The 18,308-nt window shown below is 48.9% G+C and carries 17 protein-coding genes; 6 read left to right on the top strand and 11 right to left on the bottom strand.

Translation table 11 applies throughout. The features are described 5' to 3' along the window. Position 1 precedes the first annotated feature (1 nt). Genes IE064_RS06855 through IE064_RS06835 form a run of 5 tightly spaced genes read left to right on the top strand, consistent with a single transcriptional unit; the run spans position 2 to position 4,142 of the window. Positions 2 to 1,006 carry an aminoglycoside phosphotransferase family protein gene (locus IE064_RS06855; protein WP_189617200.1) on the top strand — a complete coding sequence of 335 codons (1,005 nt, stop codon included), beginning with the start codon at positions 2 to 4 and terminating at the stop codon, positions 1,004 to 1,006. Continuing rightward, positions 1,006 to 1,677 carry an N-acetylmuramate alpha-1-phosphate uridylyltransferase MurU gene (gene murU, locus IE064_RS06850; protein WP_189617199.1) on the top strand — a complete coding sequence of 224 codons (672 nt, stop codon included), beginning with the start codon at positions 1,006 to 1,008 and terminating at the stop codon, positions 1,675 to 1,677. The genes IE064_RS06855 and murU overlap by 1 nt, the downstream gene beginning before the upstream one ends. 57 nt (positions 1,678 to 1,734) lie before the next feature. Next, complete coding sequence (gene djlA / locus IE064_RS06845; RefSeq protein ID WP_133040361.1) at positions 1,735 to 2,499, top strand: co-chaperone DjlA; 765 nt, start codon at positions 1,735 to 1,737, stop codon at positions 2,497 to 2,499. 49 nt (positions 2,500 to 2,548) lie between these two features. Further along, complete coding sequence (locus IE064_RS06840; RefSeq protein ID WP_189617198.1) at positions 2,549 to 3,160, top strand: outer membrane beta-barrel protein; 612 nt, start codon at positions 2,549 to 2,551, stop codon at positions 3,158 to 3,160. 19 nt (positions 3,161 to 3,179) lie between these two features. Next, a complete protein-coding gene (locus tag IE064_RS06835) occupies positions 3,180 to 4,142 on the top strand; it encodes a D-2-hydroxyacid dehydrogenase (protein ID WP_189617197.1) in 963 nt (320 codons plus the stop codon). Between the two features lie 52 nt (positions 4,143 to 4,194). Here IE064_RS06835 and purT read toward each other — a convergent pair whose 3' ends face one another. Continuing rightward, positions 4,195 to 5,370, bottom strand: a complete 1,176-nt coding sequence (gene purT, locus IE064_RS06830; RefSeq protein ID WP_189617196.1) for a formate-dependent phosphoribosylglycinamide formyltransferase — start codon at positions 5,368 to 5,370, stop codon at positions 4,195 to 4,197. 253 nt (positions 5,371 to 5,623) lie between these two features. On the opposite strand from purT, the gene IE064_RS06825 reads away from it, so the two are divergent. Next, entirely contained in the window at positions 5,624 to 5,935 is a 312-nt protein-coding gene (locus IE064_RS06825) for a DUF1289 domain-containing protein (protein WP_189617195.1), read from the top strand. Positions 5,936 to 5,941: 6 nt separating this feature from the next. Here IE064_RS06825 and IE064_RS06820 read toward each other — a convergent pair whose 3' ends face one another. The 10 genes from IE064_RS06820 to IE064_RS06775 form a co-directional block, all read right to left on the bottom strand. Beyond that, entirely contained in the window at positions 5,942 to 7,780 is a 1,839-nt protein-coding gene (locus IE064_RS06820) for a tetratricopeptide repeat-containing diguanylate cyclase (RefSeq protein WP_189617194.1), read from the bottom strand. Beyond that, on the bottom strand, positions 7,722 to 7,979 hold the full coding sequence (locus IE064_RS06815; protein ID WP_189617193.1) for a hypothetical protein: 258 nt from the start codon (positions 7,977 to 7,979) through the stop codon (positions 7,722 to 7,724). The genes IE064_RS06820 and IE064_RS06815 overlap by 59 nt, the downstream gene beginning before the upstream one ends. Further along, the gene (locus tag IE064_RS06810; protein WP_189617192.1) at positions 7,976 to 8,824 is read right to left on the bottom strand and encodes an SAM-dependent methyltransferase; all 849 of its coding nucleotides are present in this window, start codon (positions 8,822 to 8,824) and stop codon (positions 7,976 to 7,978) included. Before IE064_RS06810 ends, IE064_RS06815 begins: the two co-directional genes overlap by 4 nt. 309 nt (positions 8,825 to 9,133) lie before the next feature. Next, positions 9,134 to 11,989, bottom strand: coding sequence for a valine--tRNA ligase (locus IE064_RS06805; RefSeq protein ID WP_189617191.1), 2,856 nt, complete (start codon positions 11,987 to 11,989; stop codon positions 9,134 to 9,136). Positions 11,990 to 12,003: 14 nt separating this feature from the next. Further along, on the bottom strand, positions 12,004 to 12,468 hold the full coding sequence (locus tag IE064_RS06800) for a DNA polymerase III subunit chi (RefSeq protein WP_189617190.1): 465 nt from the start codon (positions 12,466 to 12,468) through the stop codon (positions 12,004 to 12,006). Positions 12,469 to 12,577: 109 nt separating this feature from the next. Beyond that, positions 12,578 to 12,820: a hypothetical protein gene (locus IE064_RS06795; protein ID WP_189617189.1), complete on the bottom strand. Its 243-nt coding sequence runs from the start codon at positions 12,818 to 12,820 to the stop codon at positions 12,578 to 12,580. Positions 12,821 to 12,834: 14 nt separating this feature from the next. Beyond that, a complete protein-coding gene (locus tag IE064_RS06790) occupies positions 12,835 to 14,265 on the bottom strand; it encodes an ATP-binding cassette domain-containing protein (RefSeq protein ID WP_189617223.1) in 1,431 nt (476 codons plus the stop codon). Positions 14,266 to 14,354: 89 nt separating this feature from the next. Continuing rightward, positions 14,355 to 15,149 (bottom strand): TraB/GumN family protein, encoded by a 795-nt coding sequence (locus tag IE064_RS06785; RefSeq protein WP_189617188.1) that lies wholly within the window; start codon positions 15,147 to 15,149, stop codon positions 14,355 to 14,357. 169 nt (positions 15,150 to 15,318) lie between these two features. After that, positions 15,319 to 16,074, bottom strand: a complete 756-nt coding sequence (locus IE064_RS06780) for a hypothetical protein (protein WP_189617187.1) — start codon at positions 16,072 to 16,074, stop codon at positions 15,319 to 15,321. A 123-nt stretch (positions 16,075 to 16,197) separates the two neighbouring features. Next, entirely contained in the window at positions 16,198 to 18,165 is a 1,968-nt protein-coding gene (locus tag IE064_RS06775; RefSeq protein WP_189617186.1) for a M1 family metallopeptidase, read from the bottom strand. Positions 18,166 to 18,308: the final 143 nt, after the last annotated feature.

Here is an 18,308-nt window from a genome sequence, read left to right as displayed (position 1 = left end):
GGTGACCTTGTCGGACTCCAGATTTCTTCAATTACAGCAATGGTTAGCGTGTCATTTTGGTGTTCCAGTGAACATGACCTTAATCTCCGGCGATGCCAGTTTCCGTCGTTACTTTCGCGTTGTCACTGGGGCCAAAAGCTATATTGTCGCCGATTCACCTCCTGAACAACTGGATAACAGGCCTTTTTTGGCGCTGGCTCAGGCGTACCATCAAGCAAATATCCCAGTGCCCACGATTATTGCTGTAAATGAAACAGAGGGTTTTATTTTGCAGCAAGATCTTGGTGACCAGCAGTTACTGTCGCGGCTGAACATTGACAATGTGAGCGACTTGTATCGGCAAGCGTTGGCGCTGTTACCTAAAATAGCCAAGGTCACCCGTAGCGGTTTAGCGCCCTTGCCTCAATATGATGCTGCTTTTGTACAACGTGAACTCACTATCTTTCCAGAATGGTTACTGGCGAAACATTGGCAGTTATCACTGGATAGCAGCGAGCAACAGTTGTTGCAGCGAGTTTTTGAGGTGTTAACCGAAAATGCGTTGGCGCAACCTAGGGTAGGGATGCATCGGGATTTCCATAGCCGGAATCTGATGGTATACCATCAGCAGTTGTATGTGATTGATTTTCAAGATGCTGTTCAAGGGCCTATTACCTATGACGCGGTATCTTTGCTGCGTGACTGTTATATTCGTTGGCCGGATTCCGTCGTTGATGAACTCCGTGATGCTTTTTATCAACAGTGTTTGACTCAGCAGTTGCTGGATAGCCAAGTCACTGCTGAGCAATTTGGCCGTTGGTTCGATCTGATGGGACTTCAGCGCCATATCAAGGCGGCAGGCATTTTTGCTAGACTGCTGCATCGTGATGGCAAGTCAGGTTATATAAAGGATATTCCGCTTACACTGGGCTACATTGCCGATGTCAGTGAGCGTTATCCTCAATTGCAGCCGTTTGGCAATTGGGTGCGGCACCGATTATTCCCCTTGTGTGGAGAGCACTGTTGATGCGCGCAATGATTCTAGCGGCCGGAAGAGGGGAGCGTTTGCGGCCGCTCACAGATACCTTACCTAAACCGTTAGTCCCGGTAGCCGGAAAACCATTGATTGCTTACCATCTGCAACATCTGGCTGAGTCAGGTATCCAAGAGGTGGTGATTAACTGTGCTTGGTTAGCGCCGTTACTGATGGAGACGCTGGGTGATGGTGGGCGCTATGGGGTAAAGATTCACTATAGCGTTGAAGCGCAAGCGCTAGAAACTGGTGGCGGTATTAAGCAGGCATTGCCGCTGTTGGGCAACGAGCCTTTTTTGGTGATCAACGGCGATATTTTTGTCGATAAGCTGCCACAGTTACCTGTGCTGAAGGATAATTGCCTCGCGCATTTGTGGTTGGTGGATAACCCGCTTCATCATCCTCAGGGAGACTTTGTCTTGAAAGAGGATTTTTTGGTGGCGGAAGAGGGGGCAAAACTGACCTTCTCAGGCATGGGTATTTATCATCCGCAACTATTTGCTGGCATAGACGAAACCCGTTTTTCATTGGGGCCGCTGCTTAGACAGAAGATAGCGGATGGACTCGTTAGTGCGGAGTACTGGCCTGCTTACTGGTGTGATGTTGGCACTGTAACGCGTTTGCAGGCACTGGAGCGGCGATTAACCGATTCGGTAAACGTTTAAATTCACTACTCATCCTATATGCTACGGCAGCAGATGTGTGAAATGACAGGATAAATGATGCAAATTTGGGGTAAATTTTTCGGCGGTGTTATCGGTTTTATGTTCGGCCGTTTTTTCGGCGCATTGCTGGGGATCTGGCTGGGGCACCAATTCGATAAGCGGATGTCTGGTGCCGGTGATGCTGCCGCGCGTCAAATGCAATTCTTCAATACCACCTTTGCTGTGATGGGGCACATAGCCAAGGCTTCTGGCCGCGTGACCGAAAATGATATTCGTATTGCCTCCATGCTCATGGATACTCTGCGACTGGACAGCGATGCCCGCCGCGAGGCTCAACAAGCATTCCGTGATGGAAAGGCCACTGATTTCGACTTAGAGCAGCATTTACGACGTTTTCGGGCCTTGACCTTGGGCCGCCGCGAAGTGCAGCAAATGTTTCTGGAAATCCAGATCCAAACCGCGTTGTCTGATGGTGAGCTGCACCCTAAAGAGCTGGATATTCTACACACGATTGCGCGGGAACTGGGATTCAGTCAGCAACAGTTAGAAGCGCTGCTGAAGCGCTGGCAAGCGGAGTTCAGATTTCAGCAGCCCAGTAATAATGCCACTTCGGAGCATGATGCTTACCATCTGCTGGGACTGACTCCTGCAGCCAGCGACCAGGATGTGAAGCGTGCGTATCGTAAGCTGATGAACGAATACCATCCAGATAAATTGGTCGCTAAAGGGCTGCCAGAAGAGATGATGGAAATTGCCAAACGCAAAGCGCAGGATATCCAAGCAGCTTATGAAAGAGTAAAACTAGCGCGTGGCATGCGTTGATCTCTGACGCTGACCCAAGTGCTGACGGCAAGTCCAACCAGTGAGGTGGATGATGAATCGATACAGTTTACTGTTGTTTGGTTTCTTGGCTTGTAATGCAGGTGCTACCGAAGTATTTGTCACTCCCTATGTAGGCTACAGTTTTGGTGGGCAGGGGCTTGATGTCAGCGATGCTGATTATTATCGTTCAGGCAAGGCGGAAGACTCCAGCCATTTGGGAGTGATGCTCGGTTTTACGCTGTCGCCGTTAAGCGATAGCTATTTTCTTTATAGTCACCAGCAGACAGACTTGCTCCAACGCGTTGATGGCATTGATCAACGACTTGATGAACTGACGGTCGATTACTGGCATACCGGTGGTACTCTGTACTTTTCTCGTGATAATTTACGCCCTTATATCACAGGCAGTTTTGGTCTGACGCGTTTACAACCTGAGCAGTCATTAGATGCATCCAGCTATTTTTCGATGAGTGTAGGCCTCGGAGCACAATTGTTGCTGACCGATAATCTGGTCTTACTGTCAGAAGTCAGAGGGTTTGCCACGTTTGTGGGTAATGATGAGCGTTTTGATTGCCATCAGAGTCAGCAATGTGCTTGGTATTATAGTGGCGACACTGTATGGCAGGGACAGGCCAATATAGGATTGAAGTTACAGTTTTAGACAAAAGGAGACAGTTGTTATGACCGAGGCACTCAAGATTGTGGTACTTGATGGCTACACCCTTAACCCCGGCGATCTTTCGTGGGAATCGCTGGCACAATTAGGTCAATTGCAGGTTTATGATCGAACAACTGCAGCAGATACAGTTGCTAGAGCTCAGGGCGCACAAATTCTACTGACTAACAAAACCGTATTGGATGCCGCCACGTTAAAGCAACTGCCAGATGCTCGCTATATCGGCGTGCTGGCCACAGGTTACAATGTGGTAGATCTAAATGCGGCTGCAGCACAAGGGATTGTGGTCACCAATGTGCCTGCTTATGGCCCTGATGCCGTAGCACAGATGGTGTTTGCCCACATTCTGCATCATACCCAGCAGGTTGCCAGCCATCATGCAGCAGTTGCACGCGGTGATTGGACGAATAGTATTGATTTTTGTTTCACCCTAGCACCACTAACGTCGCTCAGTGGCAAGACGTTGGGGGTGGTGGGTTACGGTGATATTGGGTCACAGGTGGTGCGCATTGGGCTGGCGCTAGGTATGAAAGTGTTGTTGCACACCCGTTCTCTACGCACAGGTCTGCCAGAAGGTGTGACACAGGTGGATTTGCCAACGCTATATCGTCAGTCCGATGTTATGTCACTGCATTGTCCGTTGAGCGATGCTACCGCCGGAATGATCAATAAAGACAGTTTGGCATTGATGAAGCCCGGTGCCATTTTGATCAATACCGCCCGTGGTGGATTGATTGATGAGGCGGCGTTGGCAGAAGCGCTGCACGCGGGGCGGATTCGTGCAGGTGTCGATGTGTTGTCTAGCGAACCACCGAAAGCCGATAATCCGTTGATCACTGCACCGAATATCAGCATTACCCCACACAATGCCTGGGCAACGACTGAAGCTCGCCAAAAGCTGATGGATATCGCGATCTATAATGTAGTGGCCTATTTACAGGGTAAAACTCAGAATCAGGTTAACTAACGCGATAGTGGCGGTAAACAAACGCCCGCAATTGCGGGCGTTTTGATGATCACTAGAAGGTGACTTTCACACAGGCTGCTGAGTGTAGTGCCTTATCGATAGCAGCCTGTATATTGTTATCACGCGCCAATGCAACCCCTAGCCGACGGCGGCCATGAATTTCTGGTTTACCAAACAGGCGCAGTTGGGTATCAGGTTCTGCTAACGCTGCAGCAATACCATCGTAGCGGATATTGCAGGAATCGCCTTCCCGTAACACCACGGCAGACGCACTGGGGCCATGCTGCTGGATGTTCGCAATTGGCAGACCGAGAATCGCCCGCACATGCAGCGCAAATTCCGACAGATCCTGGCTGATCAAGGTTACCATGCCAGTATCATGTGGCCGCGGGGAAACTTCAGAGAAGTAAACCTCATCGCCTTTAACAAACAGCTCCACACCGAATAAACCGTAACCGCCGAGTTCGGTAACGACTTTACGACCTATCTCTTTAGCTTTTGCTAACGCGGCATCAGTCATCGTCTGCGGCTGCCAGCTTTCACGGTAGTCACCGTCTTCCTGACGATGGCCTATCGGCGCACAGAAGTGAATACCGTTGACGGCATTGATGGTCAGCAAAGTAATCTCATAATCAAACGGTACAAAACCTTCCACAATGACCCGGCCTTGACCGGCACGGCCACCTTCTTGGGCGTACTGCCATGCTTTGGCAATTTGCGAGGCATCGCGGATCACGCTTTGGCCTTTGCCGGAAGAACTCATCACCGGCTTCACTACGCATGGAATGCCAATTTGTGCAACTGCGGCATTAAATTCAGTTTCAGTGTCACAGAATACATAAGGCGAGGTTGGCAGTCCGAGCGTTTCGGCAGCGAGGCGGCGAATGCCTTCACGATCCATAGTCAACCTAGTCGCACGCGCCGTTGGTACCACGTGTAGCCCTTCGGCCTCTAATTCAACCAGGGTTTGCGTGGCAATGGCTTCGATTTCCGGGATCACCAGATGTGGCCGTTCTTCGGCAATAACTTTACGTAACGCTGCACCATCTAACATGTTGATGACATGAAAACGGTGAGCTACTTGCATAGCCGGAGCGTTAGGGTAGCGATCCACACCAATAACTTCGACGCCAAGGCGTTGCAGTTCAATGGCCACTTCTTTGCCCAATTCGCCGCAGCCCAGTAACATGGCGCGCTTGGCGCCTTCACTCAAGGGAGTGCCTATCATTTGAGGGTACCTTTATGATTATAGTGAAACGCCTTTAGGCGTACTGCCCGCTAGTTTACCCATTTGTTGCTAGTGCTTGCAGTATGCTGATTGAAATGTGATGAAATTCACATAAAATTAGCCTGTTGTTTAACGTTTATTGAGGTGGCTAACATCGCCTTTTTAAGCAACAGATGATATACCTAAATAACATTATCACTTTGTTTGGGCTTGTATAAACTGCAGAGCTCTCGGGCCACTCAAGCGGCAATATATGGAACAGCTGGCGTTTTTTGATATTCCCAGTCCCTGCATTGGCATCTGTCAGTCTGATGACCGTGGCTATTGCAAAGGTTGTATGCGCAGCCGTGAAGAGCGTTTTGGCTGGTTAAATTTCTCTAATGCGCAAAAAGCTGACATCATCCGCCTTTGTAAAGCACGCAAACGGCGGCGCCAACTAGCGATAATGAAACACCAACAATTACAACAACGGGAACAAGCGGCGGCTTTAAATCAACAGTTAAATTTTGACGATACAGCCAATGATGCTGAGACCTTGGATTTCAGCAATTTCACGCTTGATTAGAAGGCGTTATAACTGATTGGATTGTGACGGTGTCAATGGTGTCTCGTTCTCTAGGCTGTTACATTCATTGACGACAAAACAACAAACCCGATTACGACCACTGCTCTTCGCCTGATACATGGCTTGGTCAGCATCATGCATCAATCCTTCTAATTTGTAGCCGGAAGTGCTGGTGTCTGAGACACCAAAACTAGCGGTCAGACTGAAGTCATAACCACTATCACTGGTGTAGAGTGTGCTCAGTCGTTGCCGTAAAAGTTCGGCCATCTCTTTAGCCTGTTTGAGATTGGTCTGTGGCAGCAAAATGCAGAATTCCTCCCCCCCTACGCGACCCAGCAGGTCATTATGTCGGCATAATTGGCGACTGCTCTGGGCGGCATTGCGTAATACCCAATCACCGGTTTTATGCCCCTTGCTGTCGTTAATCTGCTTGAAATGATCGATATCAAACATCACGCAACTGACAGATTCTTGATGTTGCTGGCTATGTTGCAACAGTTGATGTGCCATTGCCGTGAAATGAGCCCGGCTGAAGATATTAGTAAGACCATCATATTCTGCCAACTTTCGAAAATGACGCTGATTGCGCCATGACTGAACTGCACTGAATATCAATAACGCAATCACACACATCAGTGCCACAATCAAATCTCGCTGCGTGCGGCTTTCATTTTCTACTAGTTTTTGTTGTAGCTTCAGTAAGCGGTTTTGCTGATTGAGCAGTAAAATACGATTCTGTTGTTCAATACTTTGATGTTGTACCAACTGGTAAGCCATAGTCTTGGTTTTGATTTCATCAAGATTTGCTTTATCGGCTTCTGCATAATTAATGTAGGCATCCAATGCGGCAGTATCATCACCGTGGCTGCGGTAATATTCATATAACACCTTGTAAGCGCGAGTCTTTGGGCCGTTTAGTGGTGCTTGAATCTTTAGTATTGCTACCGCCTTTTGGGCGTGGTTGTATGCGTTTTTTTCTTGTCCTAGTGTCCAGTAGGCTTCACTAAGTAGTGCATAAAACACCCCGATAGTTGTTTTGTAACCCACTTTTTGTAATTCGGGGAACTGCGCTTCTAATAATTTAATTGCTTGTTTTGGTTGATTATATTTTAAAAATAATTCTGCTTGTGTAGCTACAATAATACTAGCCATGACAACTTCGTTGGCAGCGTTACATTGTGTCTTTGACGCTAAAAATTCATCAGAAGTGGCAGATAATTCATCTAACTTGGATTTACTTTCCACTAAAAGCTGAGAAGCCAAACATTTTTGGCGCGGGAGTTCTGTTTGATTGATGAGTTGTTCAGCATACTCCTTAGCCAGTTCGTATTGTCCTAATGCGTTGTAAAACAAAGCTGCGACGGTAAAGGACATCACTTTCAGATTTTGATCTGTTATCGAGTCTTGTTGCTTTAATGCGCTACTTAGGTACTTAAGACCATCTTCCCAATTTTTCGATATGGCATATTCATTTACTATTGAAAGTTCAGCCCTAAGTTTTAAGTTATTACTCGCATTAGAATTGAGTATCTGCTTGTATTTTTCTACTCCAGCGAGGATCTCGCCATTAAATGCTAACTCATATCCGGTAAGATATTGTAAATAAAGAAATTCATTTGTAGATAACTCTGGTAAATGCTTTCTTATCGCTGTTAGCTTGCGACTAAATAAACTTGGGTTACTAGATCGAACAATATCTGCAGCTTGAAGCTGGGACATAAAATCACTGGCGAACGCACCCTCCGTCGCCAGCAATAGCAACAGTATAATATGCCTGAATAACGAATTAGCGATTGATTGCTTCATCATCTTTGGGCTGTTTGTCTTCATCAGGTTCATCTTCATCGGGAGCAACCTGTGCACAACAAATAATGCTTTCATTAATTGCTAATTTATTCGCCAATCCCTTTAAGTCTTGTTGTTGTATTAATTTTTTCACGTCTTCATTGAGATTTGACTCTTCCAACAATGTTTGCAAATGCTCTGCTTGCAACGATGTACAGTCACTACCAAGTTTTTCCAATAAAGCGATCACATCCATCATAAGTGTTTTTTCCTATTTGTATCGAATGGTATTACGTTGTTTTTATATGTTGTCATCTTGTGTTTGTCTTTCAGCTGGAGTTGCTGGAGCCGAGCCCGCAGCAACGGATTCGGTATCATTGGCGCCAAAGGTGGGATCACCAATGTGGTGTGCAGATAAATGTCGGCGAACACCAATGACTTCAGTGGCATCTGTTCCATTCGTGGGGTTTGCAATGGATTGGTTGCTGCTTCATATAACCAACACAGATGATCGACCGGGTAATCTTGCGCGAGAAGCTCCAGTAATAACCGGCGCTCGGCAGCACCGGTTGCATCGATTCCCATGGAGAGATCACCAGCAAGACCTATCTGCCATAAAATCAGCATGGCGGTTGGATCTATTCGCCGTTTATACAACATAAATTGGCTGGCTTCATAATGCTGACAACCCTGTTTGCCAGGATCCATGCCCAGATCGGCATAAAGGCAATCTTCGGCGGAAATTCCGGGGATCATTTTGGCTTCATAGCCCATTACTCTGGCACGGGCGATGGCGTCATGGGGCGCTTTGGCAAATACACCGGGATGACCGTAAAAAGCACCAACCACATTCTTACCTTGCTTAACTTCAGCCAGCATGGTGTCGACCATTTCGCGGTAGGTAATGTGGCGAGACTTATCTTTGCCATAGAAGGATTGCAAGCTGCGGACATCGTGATGAATTTGATGCAGCCAGAGTTCGACAAATCCGTCAGAAACACCTGAAAAAACCACATCTGCATTCTCGATGTAACTGCGGCTCAACGGGCAGATATGCGCCCCAAGCGTCATTCCCACCCCTACACAATAAAGACTGCCTGCCATTATTTGTCCTGAAACTGTCTGTCCATGTGTTTGGTATTCAAGCGCAATTGTGTTGCTGTTTTTAGTACAGCAGGCAATTTGTCAGCTAAAAAGTTTGCTCTGGCGCCGTTTTGTAATTGTTGTTGCTGATGTTACCGATAGCGCTAACAAAATCCGCTGGCAGCTTATCTTTTCAGCAGTCGTTAATGCATTCTAAAGAGGACGGTGTGTGAAAACAATTGATGAATTGTTAATTCATGTGGTTATTTATATAAATAAAAAGCGACCTAATACGGGTCGCTTTTTATCATCTAAATCAAATGGTTAATTTTACAGCTTGGCTAACTCAACTTTCTGTTCGGCCAGTTTGTCCATATCACGTTTAAACTCGGCCAGCTTGGCGCGCTCTTTATCCAATACCACAGCCGGCGCCTTAGCAACAAAGCCTTCATTGCTGAGTTTGCCCTCCACCCGCGCCATTTCTTGGGCGAGTTTTTCCAGCTGTTTGTCGATACGCGCCATTTCGGCGGCCACGTCGATCAGCCCTGCCATCGGGATCAACAGCTCCATTTCTCCAACCAATTGGGTGGTGGACATCGGTGCAGTTTCATCGGCGCTCAGCACGCGGATAGATTCAAGTTTCGCCAGTGCCATCAGGAATGACTGATTAGCGTCCAGTCGCGCTTGATCTTCAACGCTGACGCCACGCAGCAGCATATTCAGTGGCTTGCCGGGGCCGATATTCAGCTCGGCGCGGATATTACGTACGGCGGTGATCACCTGTTTCACCCATTCCAAATCCGCCTGTGCGCTTGGATTGGCCTTCGCGGGCTGATATTCAGGGAATGGCATTAACATCAGCGTTTCACCTGTAACACCTGCCAGTGGTTTCACCCGTTGCCAGATGGTTTCGGTGATATATGGCGTCAACGGGTGCATCAGTCGCAGTAGCTGTTCCAGCACGGTGACCAGCGTGTGGCGAGTACCGCGCAGTTCAGCATCGCTGCCACTTTGCAGTACCGGCTTAGTCAGTTCCAGATACCAGTCGCAGAACTGATTCCAAGTGAATTCATATAGGGTGTTGGCCGCCAAGTCGAAACGGAAGGCATTGATGTAGTCATCAAAAGTTTTCACGGTTTCGTTGAACAGGCTGATGATCCAGCGATCGGCCAGTGACAAGGTCATTTCACCACCGCTTTGACCACAATCTTGCTCTTCGGTGTTCATCAACACATAGCGCGATGCGTTCCATAGCTTGTTGCAGAAGCTGCGATAACCATCAAGACGTTTCATGTCCCAGTTGATATCGCGGCCAGTTGATGCCATGGCGGCCAAGGTAAAGCGCAGCGCATCGGTGCCGTGGGCTTCAATGCCATCGGCAAACTCTTTGCGGGTACTCTTTTCAATCTTGGCGGCTAGCTGTGGCTGCATCATGTTGCCAGTACGTTTTTGGACTAGTGATTCCAAATCGATACCGTCAATCATATCCAACGGATCCAGCACGTTGCCCTTGGATTTGGACATCTTGTTGCCTTGTTCGTCGCGGATAAGGCCGGTGACATACACGGTTTTGAACGGTACCTGCGGTTTACCATCTTCGTCTTTGATGAAGTACATGGTCATCATGATCATGCGCGCCACCCAGAAGAAGATGATGTCAAAGCCGGTTACCAACACATCTGAGGGATGGAAGGTTTTCAGTTCAGGTGTTTGTTCTGGCCAGCCGAGGGTGGAGAAGGTCCACAGCGCCGAGCTGAACCAGGTATCCAGCACGTCATCATCCTGGCGCAGGGCAATGCCGTCAGCCAGTTGGTATTCGGCGCGTACTTCAGCTTCGTTGCGGCCGACATAAACCTTACCAGCTTCGTCATACCAGGCCGGAATACGGTGACCCCACCACAATTGGCGGGAAATACACCAGTCTTGAATGTCGCGCATCCAAGAGAAGTACATGTTTTCGTACTGTTGTGGCACAAATTCGATATTGCCGTTTTCGACCGCTTCGATGGCGGTTTTCGCCAGCGGCTTGACCGACACATACCATTGGTCGGTCAGCAGCGGTTCGATAACCACACCGGAACGATCACCGTAAGGTACCTTGAGGGCGTGAGGTTCGATTTTTTCCAGCAGGCCCAAGGTTTCAAACTCGGCCACGACAGCATCACGGGCTTTGAAACGTTCCATGCCAGCGTAACGTGCTGGCAAACTGTTATCCAGCGTAGTGTTCTGGCTACCATCGCTGTTCAGCACCTCTGCAACACTGCGGATATCGCCGTTGAGGGTCATGATGCTAAACATCGGCAGACTGTGGCGTTTGCCAACTTCGTAGTCATTGAAATCGTGGGCTGGGGTGATCTTCACGCAGCCAGTACCGAACTCGCGATCGACATATTCATCGGCAATGATCGGGATGCGGCGATTAACAATAGGCAGGATGATCTCTTTGCCAATCAATGATGCATAACGCTCATCTTGTGGATGCACCGCCACGGCGCTATCACCGAGCATGGTTTCTGGGCGGGTAGTGGCAACAATCAGATAATCTTTGCCATCGGCGGTCAGCGCATCACCCGCTAGCGGATAACGGAAGTGCCACATGTGGCCCTGTTTTTCTTTGTTTTCCACTTCCAGATCGGAAATCGCGGTGTGCAGTTTCGGATCCCAGTTCACCAAGCGTTTGCCACGGTAAATCAGCTTGTCTTTGTAGAGACGGACAAACACTTCTTGTACCGCTTTGGAGAGGCCTTCGTCCATGGTGAAACGTTCACGGTCCCAGTCCACGGAAGCGCCCATACGGCGCAACTGCTTGGTGATGGTACCGCCGGATTGTTCTTTCCATTCCCACACTTTGTCGATGAAGGCATCACGGCCCAAGTCATGACGGTTTTTGCCTTGTTCGGCTTCCAGCTTGCGTTCAACCAGCATCTGGGTGGCGATACCCGCGTGGTCAGTTCCCACTTGCCACAGAGTATTTTTGCCTTTCATGCGCTGATAACGGATCAGCGTGTCCATGATGGTGTCTTGGAACGCATGGCCCATGTGCAGGCTGCCGGTGACGTTTGGCGGCGGGATCATGATACTGTAATTGCCTTTGCTACTGTCGCCGCTGGGTTTGAAATAGCCTTTCTCTTCCCAGATTTGGTAAAGGGCCTGCTCAATCGACTTGGGGTTATATGTTTTATCCATGGGAACCAGTTTTCTCAAACAAAATTAATGGGTTGTGTTGCTAAATCTTGAGTGTTGAGCGCTATGCCCTGAGCGCGATACTGACGGTAACGCTCCCGAGCCTGTTGCTTTTGCACATCATCACCCGCAACAAAATCAAGGATCTGGCTAAAGTTGTTAGCAAATGTTGGCACTGCTGTGGCCAGATTAATCAGCACTGGCCGTCGCACATTGGGGCCAAGCCGGTCAAAACCTATCTCAACTGGCGCACCGTTTTTTGGCCCTTCACCTTTGAGGTTATGGGGCACAAAGGCGCTGGGTTCAAATTGCCACAGCAACTCATCTATCTGGTACGCCTGCGCTTGATCTTCACAATGTAGATACAGCCATTGCCCCTGTTGAAAATACTGCTGTGCTAAACGGCAGGCCAGTAGCGACACCTGTTCGCTGACATTGACGGCCGGATTTGCGGGCAGCAGATAAAACAGTGCTTGGCTCATGTATCAGCAATGCCTTTGGAGATCGATTCGGGAATGGGGATTCTACACCAAAGGAGGCGCTAGATTAAAGTGACGTGCGCGGCTAACGCTAATTCCGTTATCGCGTCAATCAATGGATTTTTGTGAGCAATTTTATGCCGAGAAAAATTAGCCCAACGAAATAGCTGAAGAGCTGGACGCTAATGAGCAATGCTATCAGCCAATGGGGCGTGGCGAGCGCAAGCGAAGGAATCATCAGTTTGAGCCAGTGCAGTTGCCACGGTATTAGTTTGAGGGTGAGCCAGAACGCTAAGATGAGAACAATTGCCAATGCGATATACACGGTGATGACTTTCGTAAATTCACGCCACATCTGCTCATCATCCTTTAATTGTGACTTATCACTAACCGATGGCTGCCATCACCTACAGGCACAAAATCCGCAAAATGATGAATCGCATCGAGAGTATCTTCATGATGGTGAGTAACGTACAGTAACTGGCTGATATTACTGGCAGCAATGCGATTGAGTGCATGAAATACCAGCTTGCGGTTGAGATAGTCCAGCCCCTGATAGGGTTCATCGAGAATTAACAGCGCTGGCTGTTTGATCAGCGCACGGGCAATCAGCAACAGTCGTTGTTGGCCATAATCCAGTGAGCGGAAGCCAGTCTTGGCAAATTCTCTCATCTCCAGCACTTCTAGCCAGGTCTGGGCATTACTGATTTGTAGCGCAGAGGGTTTTTGATAGAGACCGATGGAGTCAAAATAACCTGAGAGCAGCACTTCCAGGGCGCTGCAATTAACCCGGTATTGCAAGTGCAATGACGAAGACACTACGCCAATATGCTTTTTGATGTCCCAGATGCTTTCGCCGCTGCCGCGTTTAACACCAAGAATGGTGATGTTATTGCTGTAACACTGCGGATGATCGCCCAAAATCAGCCCCAGCAGCGTGCTTTTACCCGCGCCATTGGGGCCGCGTAATTGCCAGTGTTCACCGCGGTTAATGGTCCAGTTGACATGTTCAAAAATCAGCGTGTCAGTGTAAGCCACTTTTACATCAGTCAACTGTAGCAGCGGGTTGGGATAATTAGCTGCATCTTGTTGCTTTAGCAACGCCAGCATCCGCGCACTTTTCGCTTCCGATAACGCCTGCATCTGCACTAGTAAAGGATGCTGTTGCCATGCTTCTCGGCTCAAGGTTTGTGTCAGTTGGTGGTCATCAAACAGTGCTATATGACTGATAAACGCAGGTAGTTCATCTTCGCGACTGGTGAGTAACAACAGCTGCGTATGTTTGGCGAGCGTTTGCAGCAGTTTGCTTAATGCCGCCCGATGGGCAACGTCGAGTCCGGCATAAGGCTCATCCAGAATTAACCATTGCGGTTGTCCGGCAATGGCTTTGGCTAGCATTAAGCGGCGGGTTTCTCCGGTCGATAACAGCCGAAAACCACGATCTTGCAGGTGGGTTAGGTCGGTGATCGCCAATAGTTCCGGCAGTGTTTGCATATCACAACCATTATCCAGCAAGATCTGCGACACGGTGTCGCCGCTCTGCATCTCGCTTTCATCGTCGGCAATCTGTTGTTCCAGCAACTTTTGCTGCTGTTGCAGCGATACACAGGCCACTTTGGCTGGCAACCCTTCGATAGTTCCTTTATGGGGGGTTAACTCTCCACTCAGCAAACCCACAAGCAACTCGGCAGCTTGGCCTTGTCCGGCAAACACGCCCCAGTGTTCGCCCGGTGCGATGTGCCACTTTTCGATAAACAGTTTGCTGGAAGCCGTTTGGTATTTCAGATCCTGGATAAGCATTTGATTGTGAATATAAGCGATGACGACAGCAGGGGTTCCATACTGCAATAATCGCTTCGCGAATGCCAGTAGTTAAATGGCTGACGCTATCAGTGGCTAACGGAGTTTTGCTGCTCTGCTGCCGTTGCTAGATAAGGATAGGAGGCGGTGACTGGCCCAATATTCCACAGCAGATTAAAGTCGGCATTAGCTGATATTTGGCTGGTAAAGGGCGCAGGTTCACGAGTCACGCTCACTTTTTGTACCCCAATGGTATCTTCCCAAGCCCAGGCAGTACCGCCTGCGTAGCGTAATTTGATACTGTAAATTTGCGCTGGATAGTGCTGCTTAAGCACTTGTCCCATTAATGTGGCATTGGCATCCCATGCGGTGCCTGGCGTCTGCTTTGCATGAGTATCACCTGAATAAGTCAGCAATTTTTGGCCATGATAGTCAGCCATAATATTCTGCGCCATCGCCTCATCACGGGCGTCTGCATGACTATTAAATAGCAATATGGAGAGTTGCGGATAGGTCTGTCTAGCCTCTACCAGTTTTTCTAGTAACTGATACATGGCTTTGCTGCTGCGACCGTCATGAGGCCCCAGCCACTCTTTATCGGCAGTGAGCCACTGTTGTAGGGAATTTTTATCGGTGAGGGTGATGCCTTTGATGGCATTCAGTTCTAAAGCCACCGTAATGGCCTGTGGCTTGGCGGCTAATGCTGTACAGACCAGATCATAAAATGCCTGTGGCGCTTCGTTTGTCCCATGATATTCACCGACCATCACCATCTGATGTTGAAGAACTGCGTCAGTGACAGCTGGTGGCAGCGGGTTACAGGCCAAGGCGGTGGGGGCGCAGCATAATAGCCACGGCAACGCCAAGGTTGGTGAATAACGCATAATATCCTTCCTTTGATATGAATATCGCGTCTGCCAGACTTTACTATTGGCTTGCGGTGGTAAAGTTCCCTTGCCGGATTTTGTGAAAACACCCTAGAAAGTAAAAAATACCATAAAGATCATGGAACTATTTTTTTGTTAAGCGTAAAGACGATAACTTTCCTAGGTATTATTGATCTGGCAAGGCAGCATCGTTGGCAACTGCAGGGTGTGTCAGCCCGCTCGCATCATTTATGCTTTGGCTCGTATTAGGCCATATATCATCATCGGTCAGCGGCTTACCATCTGTTCCCCGAGCCAGTAATTGGTAATGTTCCTGATCCAGTCGTTGATAAAAGAAATCGCTTTGGCTGTTCTTAAAGGAGGTGTCCTGTAGCGGTACTCCACTGAGCGGAAAAGCCTGTTGCAGTAGCGCCAGTGACTGTGGATATTCGCCGTTTCGAAAGCGGTAGAGTTCCACTTGTGAATAGAGGGTATTGAGATTGTCCTGCAATAACTGAGTTGGCACTGGGTTAGGATCATTGATCCATGTCGTCAGTCCAGCTTTATGCATCATTAGGTAAAAATAGCTGTTAGCGCTGAGCATCGCTAAGACCCCAATACTCGCCAGCAATTTTCCGCCTTGGCGCGACGTCAGTAAGCCCCATACCAGCGCGATGACACCAAAGATAATCCCTAACAGCGGGATAAATGCCAGTGCACCAATCACATAAGGAAATACTCCCAATGTGGCTGGTTCACTCACCGCAGTAGATGGCGATGTGTCGATAACCATTTCACCCGAGTAATCCTGCGTTGTTGGCATACGGCGTTGTGTTAGTAGTTGTTCAACGGCTTGGTATCTTTCAGGAAATTGTGTTTGGTCAATATGGCGAAGTACATCTTCTAGTTCGGCTGTGCTGTAATTTGAGTAATCAGGTTCCATGTTGGTGATATTGCTGTCCTAATGTTGTTTTGCTGGGTATATGATGCCGCGGGATAACGATGATATACAACAGCTTTCCCCCAATAAAAAAGGTGCCAATTGGCACCTTTCTAGCCAGCCCGATCAGAGGGTCAGACTATTATTGCTACGGTCGGCATCGGGTAATTTGTGCTCGGGGTCCAGCGTGGCACTTTTCACCGCTTTAGTAACAGGTAACACTACGGTTGGCGTGCCAGTACGCATCCAGCTTTCTACTGGAACACGGAAGTCCTCAGTCGTGCCATCGCTGTATTGCAGGCGCAAGGTCGCGGGCATGACTAGCGGTTGCTTGCTGATAAGCGTAACTGCGGTACCTTTGCCTTTTTTATCGTCCACCGCTTTGACGGCGGTGATCCCCATATCCAGTTGCCAGTTATTAAGGTACCAACCACGCCACCACCAGGCGAGATCTTCTCCGGCGGCACTTTCCATGAAACGGAAAAAGTCAGATGGCGACGGGTGCTTATAGGCCCAAGTGGCAATATATTCTTTAAATGCCGGGTCAAAACGGTCTGGGCCGAGGATCTGCTCGCGCAGCAATACTAAGCCCAGCGCACCTTTAAAATAGGTCACGGAATGACGGTATTTTTCCGCGGTGGCTTCAGCCGGAGCCATCAGCGTTGGCGCTTCCGGGTCGGCCAATATCGGTAGAATTTCATCCACAGGGTTGCCACCTTTGGGGGCGTATTCACTGTCGCGCTTGGGCGCAAACTCACCCTTGTTAAAGGCATCTGAGGCATAAACGTCGATAAAGGTGTTGAATCCCTCATCCATGAAAGCGTGACGGCGTTCGTCTGAGCCAACAATCATCGGAAACCAGCTATGTCCCAACTCGTGGGCGCTAATCCAAAACAGCAGTGCGTCATGGTCGCGCATACCGTCAAACACAATCCCTGGGTATTCCATGCCAGCGCCATGACCACCGAGATTGACCGCTGCTGGCCACGGATAAGGATACCATTGGGAAAAATGCTCGATGGTCCCTTTTACATACTCGGTGGAGCGATCCCACTTGGTCGACCCGGCGGCTTCAGGTGGATAAGCGGACATTGCCAGTGACGTTTTACCGTTAGGTAGATTGATACGGGCGGCGTCGATTACGAAAGCAGGCGAAGCGGCAAAGGCCACGTCACGGGTGCGTTCCATACGGAAATGCCAGTCGAGGGTGCCGCTATTGACCGGACGACTATCGGCTTTACCCACTTCATCTGCTCGACGGATATAAACCGTCTTATCACTCTGTTGTGCTTGTTTCAGCCGTTGTTGTTCGGTTTTGGTCAGCACGTCTTTGGGGTTGATCAGCTTGCCGGAACCCACCACCCAATAATTCCAAGGAACGGTAACGGTATAATCGATCGTGCCGTATTCCAGATAGAATTCAGAGCCGATGTAAGGGTTGTTATTCCAGCCATGCAGATCATCGTAGACTGCCATTCGCGGGAACCACTGGGCGATTTCAAAGATTTTGCCTTTTTCTGAAGGGGTCACAGCGGTGCGGCCACCCCATGTACCAGGAACCTGATAGCTGTAGTTGATCTCCAGTTGCAGTTTTCCGCCTTTAGCTGCCAGTGGCTGCGCTAGGTCCACCCGCATACGGGTGTCGTTGATCAGAAACTTGGCATCATAACTCTCACCATCAATCCGTACGGTGACTTTGTCAAAACGGTAGCCATCGGTGAACTGGCTGCGACGCCACTCAGATGCCATGCTGGAGCGGCTATCTTTACGATAGATGTTTTGATCCAGTTGAACCCATAATGTCGGCAGGCTATCCGGGCTGTTATTGGTGTAAGTGATCACTTCTTCGCCATGCAGCGTATCGCTGTCAGTATCGATAGTCGCATGCAATTTATAGTCAACCCGGTTTTGCCAGAACATAGCGCCAGGTTTGCCAGCACCGCTGCGAATTGCGGTCGCCGGGGTTGGTAAAGATAAGGGGGCAAATAGGGCTTGAGGGTCAAATGGTTTTGAGTTCTGGGCCTCTGGTGCAGCGATAGCTAATGCTGAACAGCCCGCCATACAGAAGGCGGTTGCCCTGAGCCAATTGAGCATGATGATTCCTTTATTGTTATTTTTGCAGATGGTTTCAGCGGTGAATAAAGTCGAACCGGCTGACGCTAAACAGATCCCATAACATAGCAAGCAGATTGATTGGAGACGAGAGCCATAGGAGAAACAGCTGCAGATCTTTGTTG

This window comes from Shewanella fodinae, from assembly GCF_014651955.1.
GTDB lineage: Bacteria > Pseudomonadota > Gammaproteobacteria > Enterobacterales > Shewanellaceae > Shewanella > Shewanella fodinae.
This window is presented reverse-complemented; position numbering and strand designations above follow the sequence as displayed.

What these genes read in the sequence shown, in the direction of transcription:
- murU (WP_189617199.1), top strand. Translation starts at nt 1,006, where the DNA reads ATGCGCGCAATGATTCTAGCGGCCGGAAGAGGGGAGCGTTTGCGGCCG.
- djlA (WP_133040361.1), top strand. Translation starts at nt 1,735, where the DNA reads ATGCAAATTTGGGGTAAATTTTTCGGCGGTGTTATCGGTTTTATGTTC.
- IE064_RS06840 (WP_189617198.1), top strand. Translation starts at nt 2,549, where the DNA reads ATGATGAATCGATACAGTTTACTGTTGTTTGGTTTCTTGGCTTGTAAT.
- IE064_RS06835 (WP_189617197.1), top strand. Translation starts at nt 3,180, where the DNA reads ATGACCGAGGCACTCAAGATTGTGGTACTTGATGGCTACACCCTTAAC.
- purT (WP_189617196.1), bottom strand. Translation starts at nt 5,370, where the DNA reads ATGATAGGCACTCCCTTGAGTGAAGGCGCCAAGCGCGCCATGTTACTG.
- IE064_RS06825 (WP_189617195.1), top strand. Translation starts at nt 5,624, where the DNA reads ATGGAACAGCTGGCGTTTTTTGATATTCCCAGTCCCTGCATTGGCATC.
- IE064_RS06820 (WP_189617194.1), bottom strand. Translation starts at nt 7,780, where the DNA reads ATGAAGATGAACCTGATGAAGACAAACAGCCCAAAGATGATGAAGCAA.
- IE064_RS06815 (WP_189617193.1), bottom strand. Translation starts at nt 7,979, where the DNA reads ATGATGGATGTGATCGCTTTATTGGAAAAACTTGGTAGTGACTGTACA.
- IE064_RS06810 (WP_189617192.1), bottom strand. Translation starts at nt 8,824, where the DNA reads ATGGCAGGCAGTCTTTATTGTGTAGGGGTGGGAATGACGCTTGGGGCG.
- IE064_RS06805 (WP_189617191.1), bottom strand. Translation starts at nt 11,989, where the DNA reads ATGGATAAAACATATAACCCCAAGTCGATTGAGCAGGCCCTTTACCAA.
- IE064_RS06800 (WP_189617190.1), bottom strand. Translation starts at nt 12,468, where the DNA reads ATGAGCCAAGCACTGTTTTATCTGCTGCCCGCAAATCCGGCCGTCAAT.
- IE064_RS06795 (WP_189617189.1), bottom strand. Translation starts at nt 12,820, where the DNA reads ATGTGGCGTGAATTTACGAAAGTCATCACCGTGTATATCGCATTGGCA.
- IE064_RS06790 (WP_189617223.1), bottom strand. Translation starts at nt 14,265, where the DNA reads ATGCTTATCCAGGATCTGAAATACCAAACGGCTTCCAGCAAACTGTTT.
- IE064_RS06785 (WP_189617188.1), bottom strand. Translation starts at nt 15,149, where the DNA reads ATGCGTTATTCACCAACCTTGGCGTTGCCGTGGCTATTATGCTGCGCC.
- IE064_RS06780 (WP_189617187.1), bottom strand. Translation starts at nt 16,074, where the DNA reads ATGGAACCTGATTACTCAAATTACAGCACAGCCGAACTAGAAGATGTA.
- IE064_RS06775 (WP_189617186.1), bottom strand. Translation starts at nt 18,165, where the DNA reads ATGCTCAATTGGCTCAGGGCAACCGCCTTCTGTATGGCGGGCTGTTCA.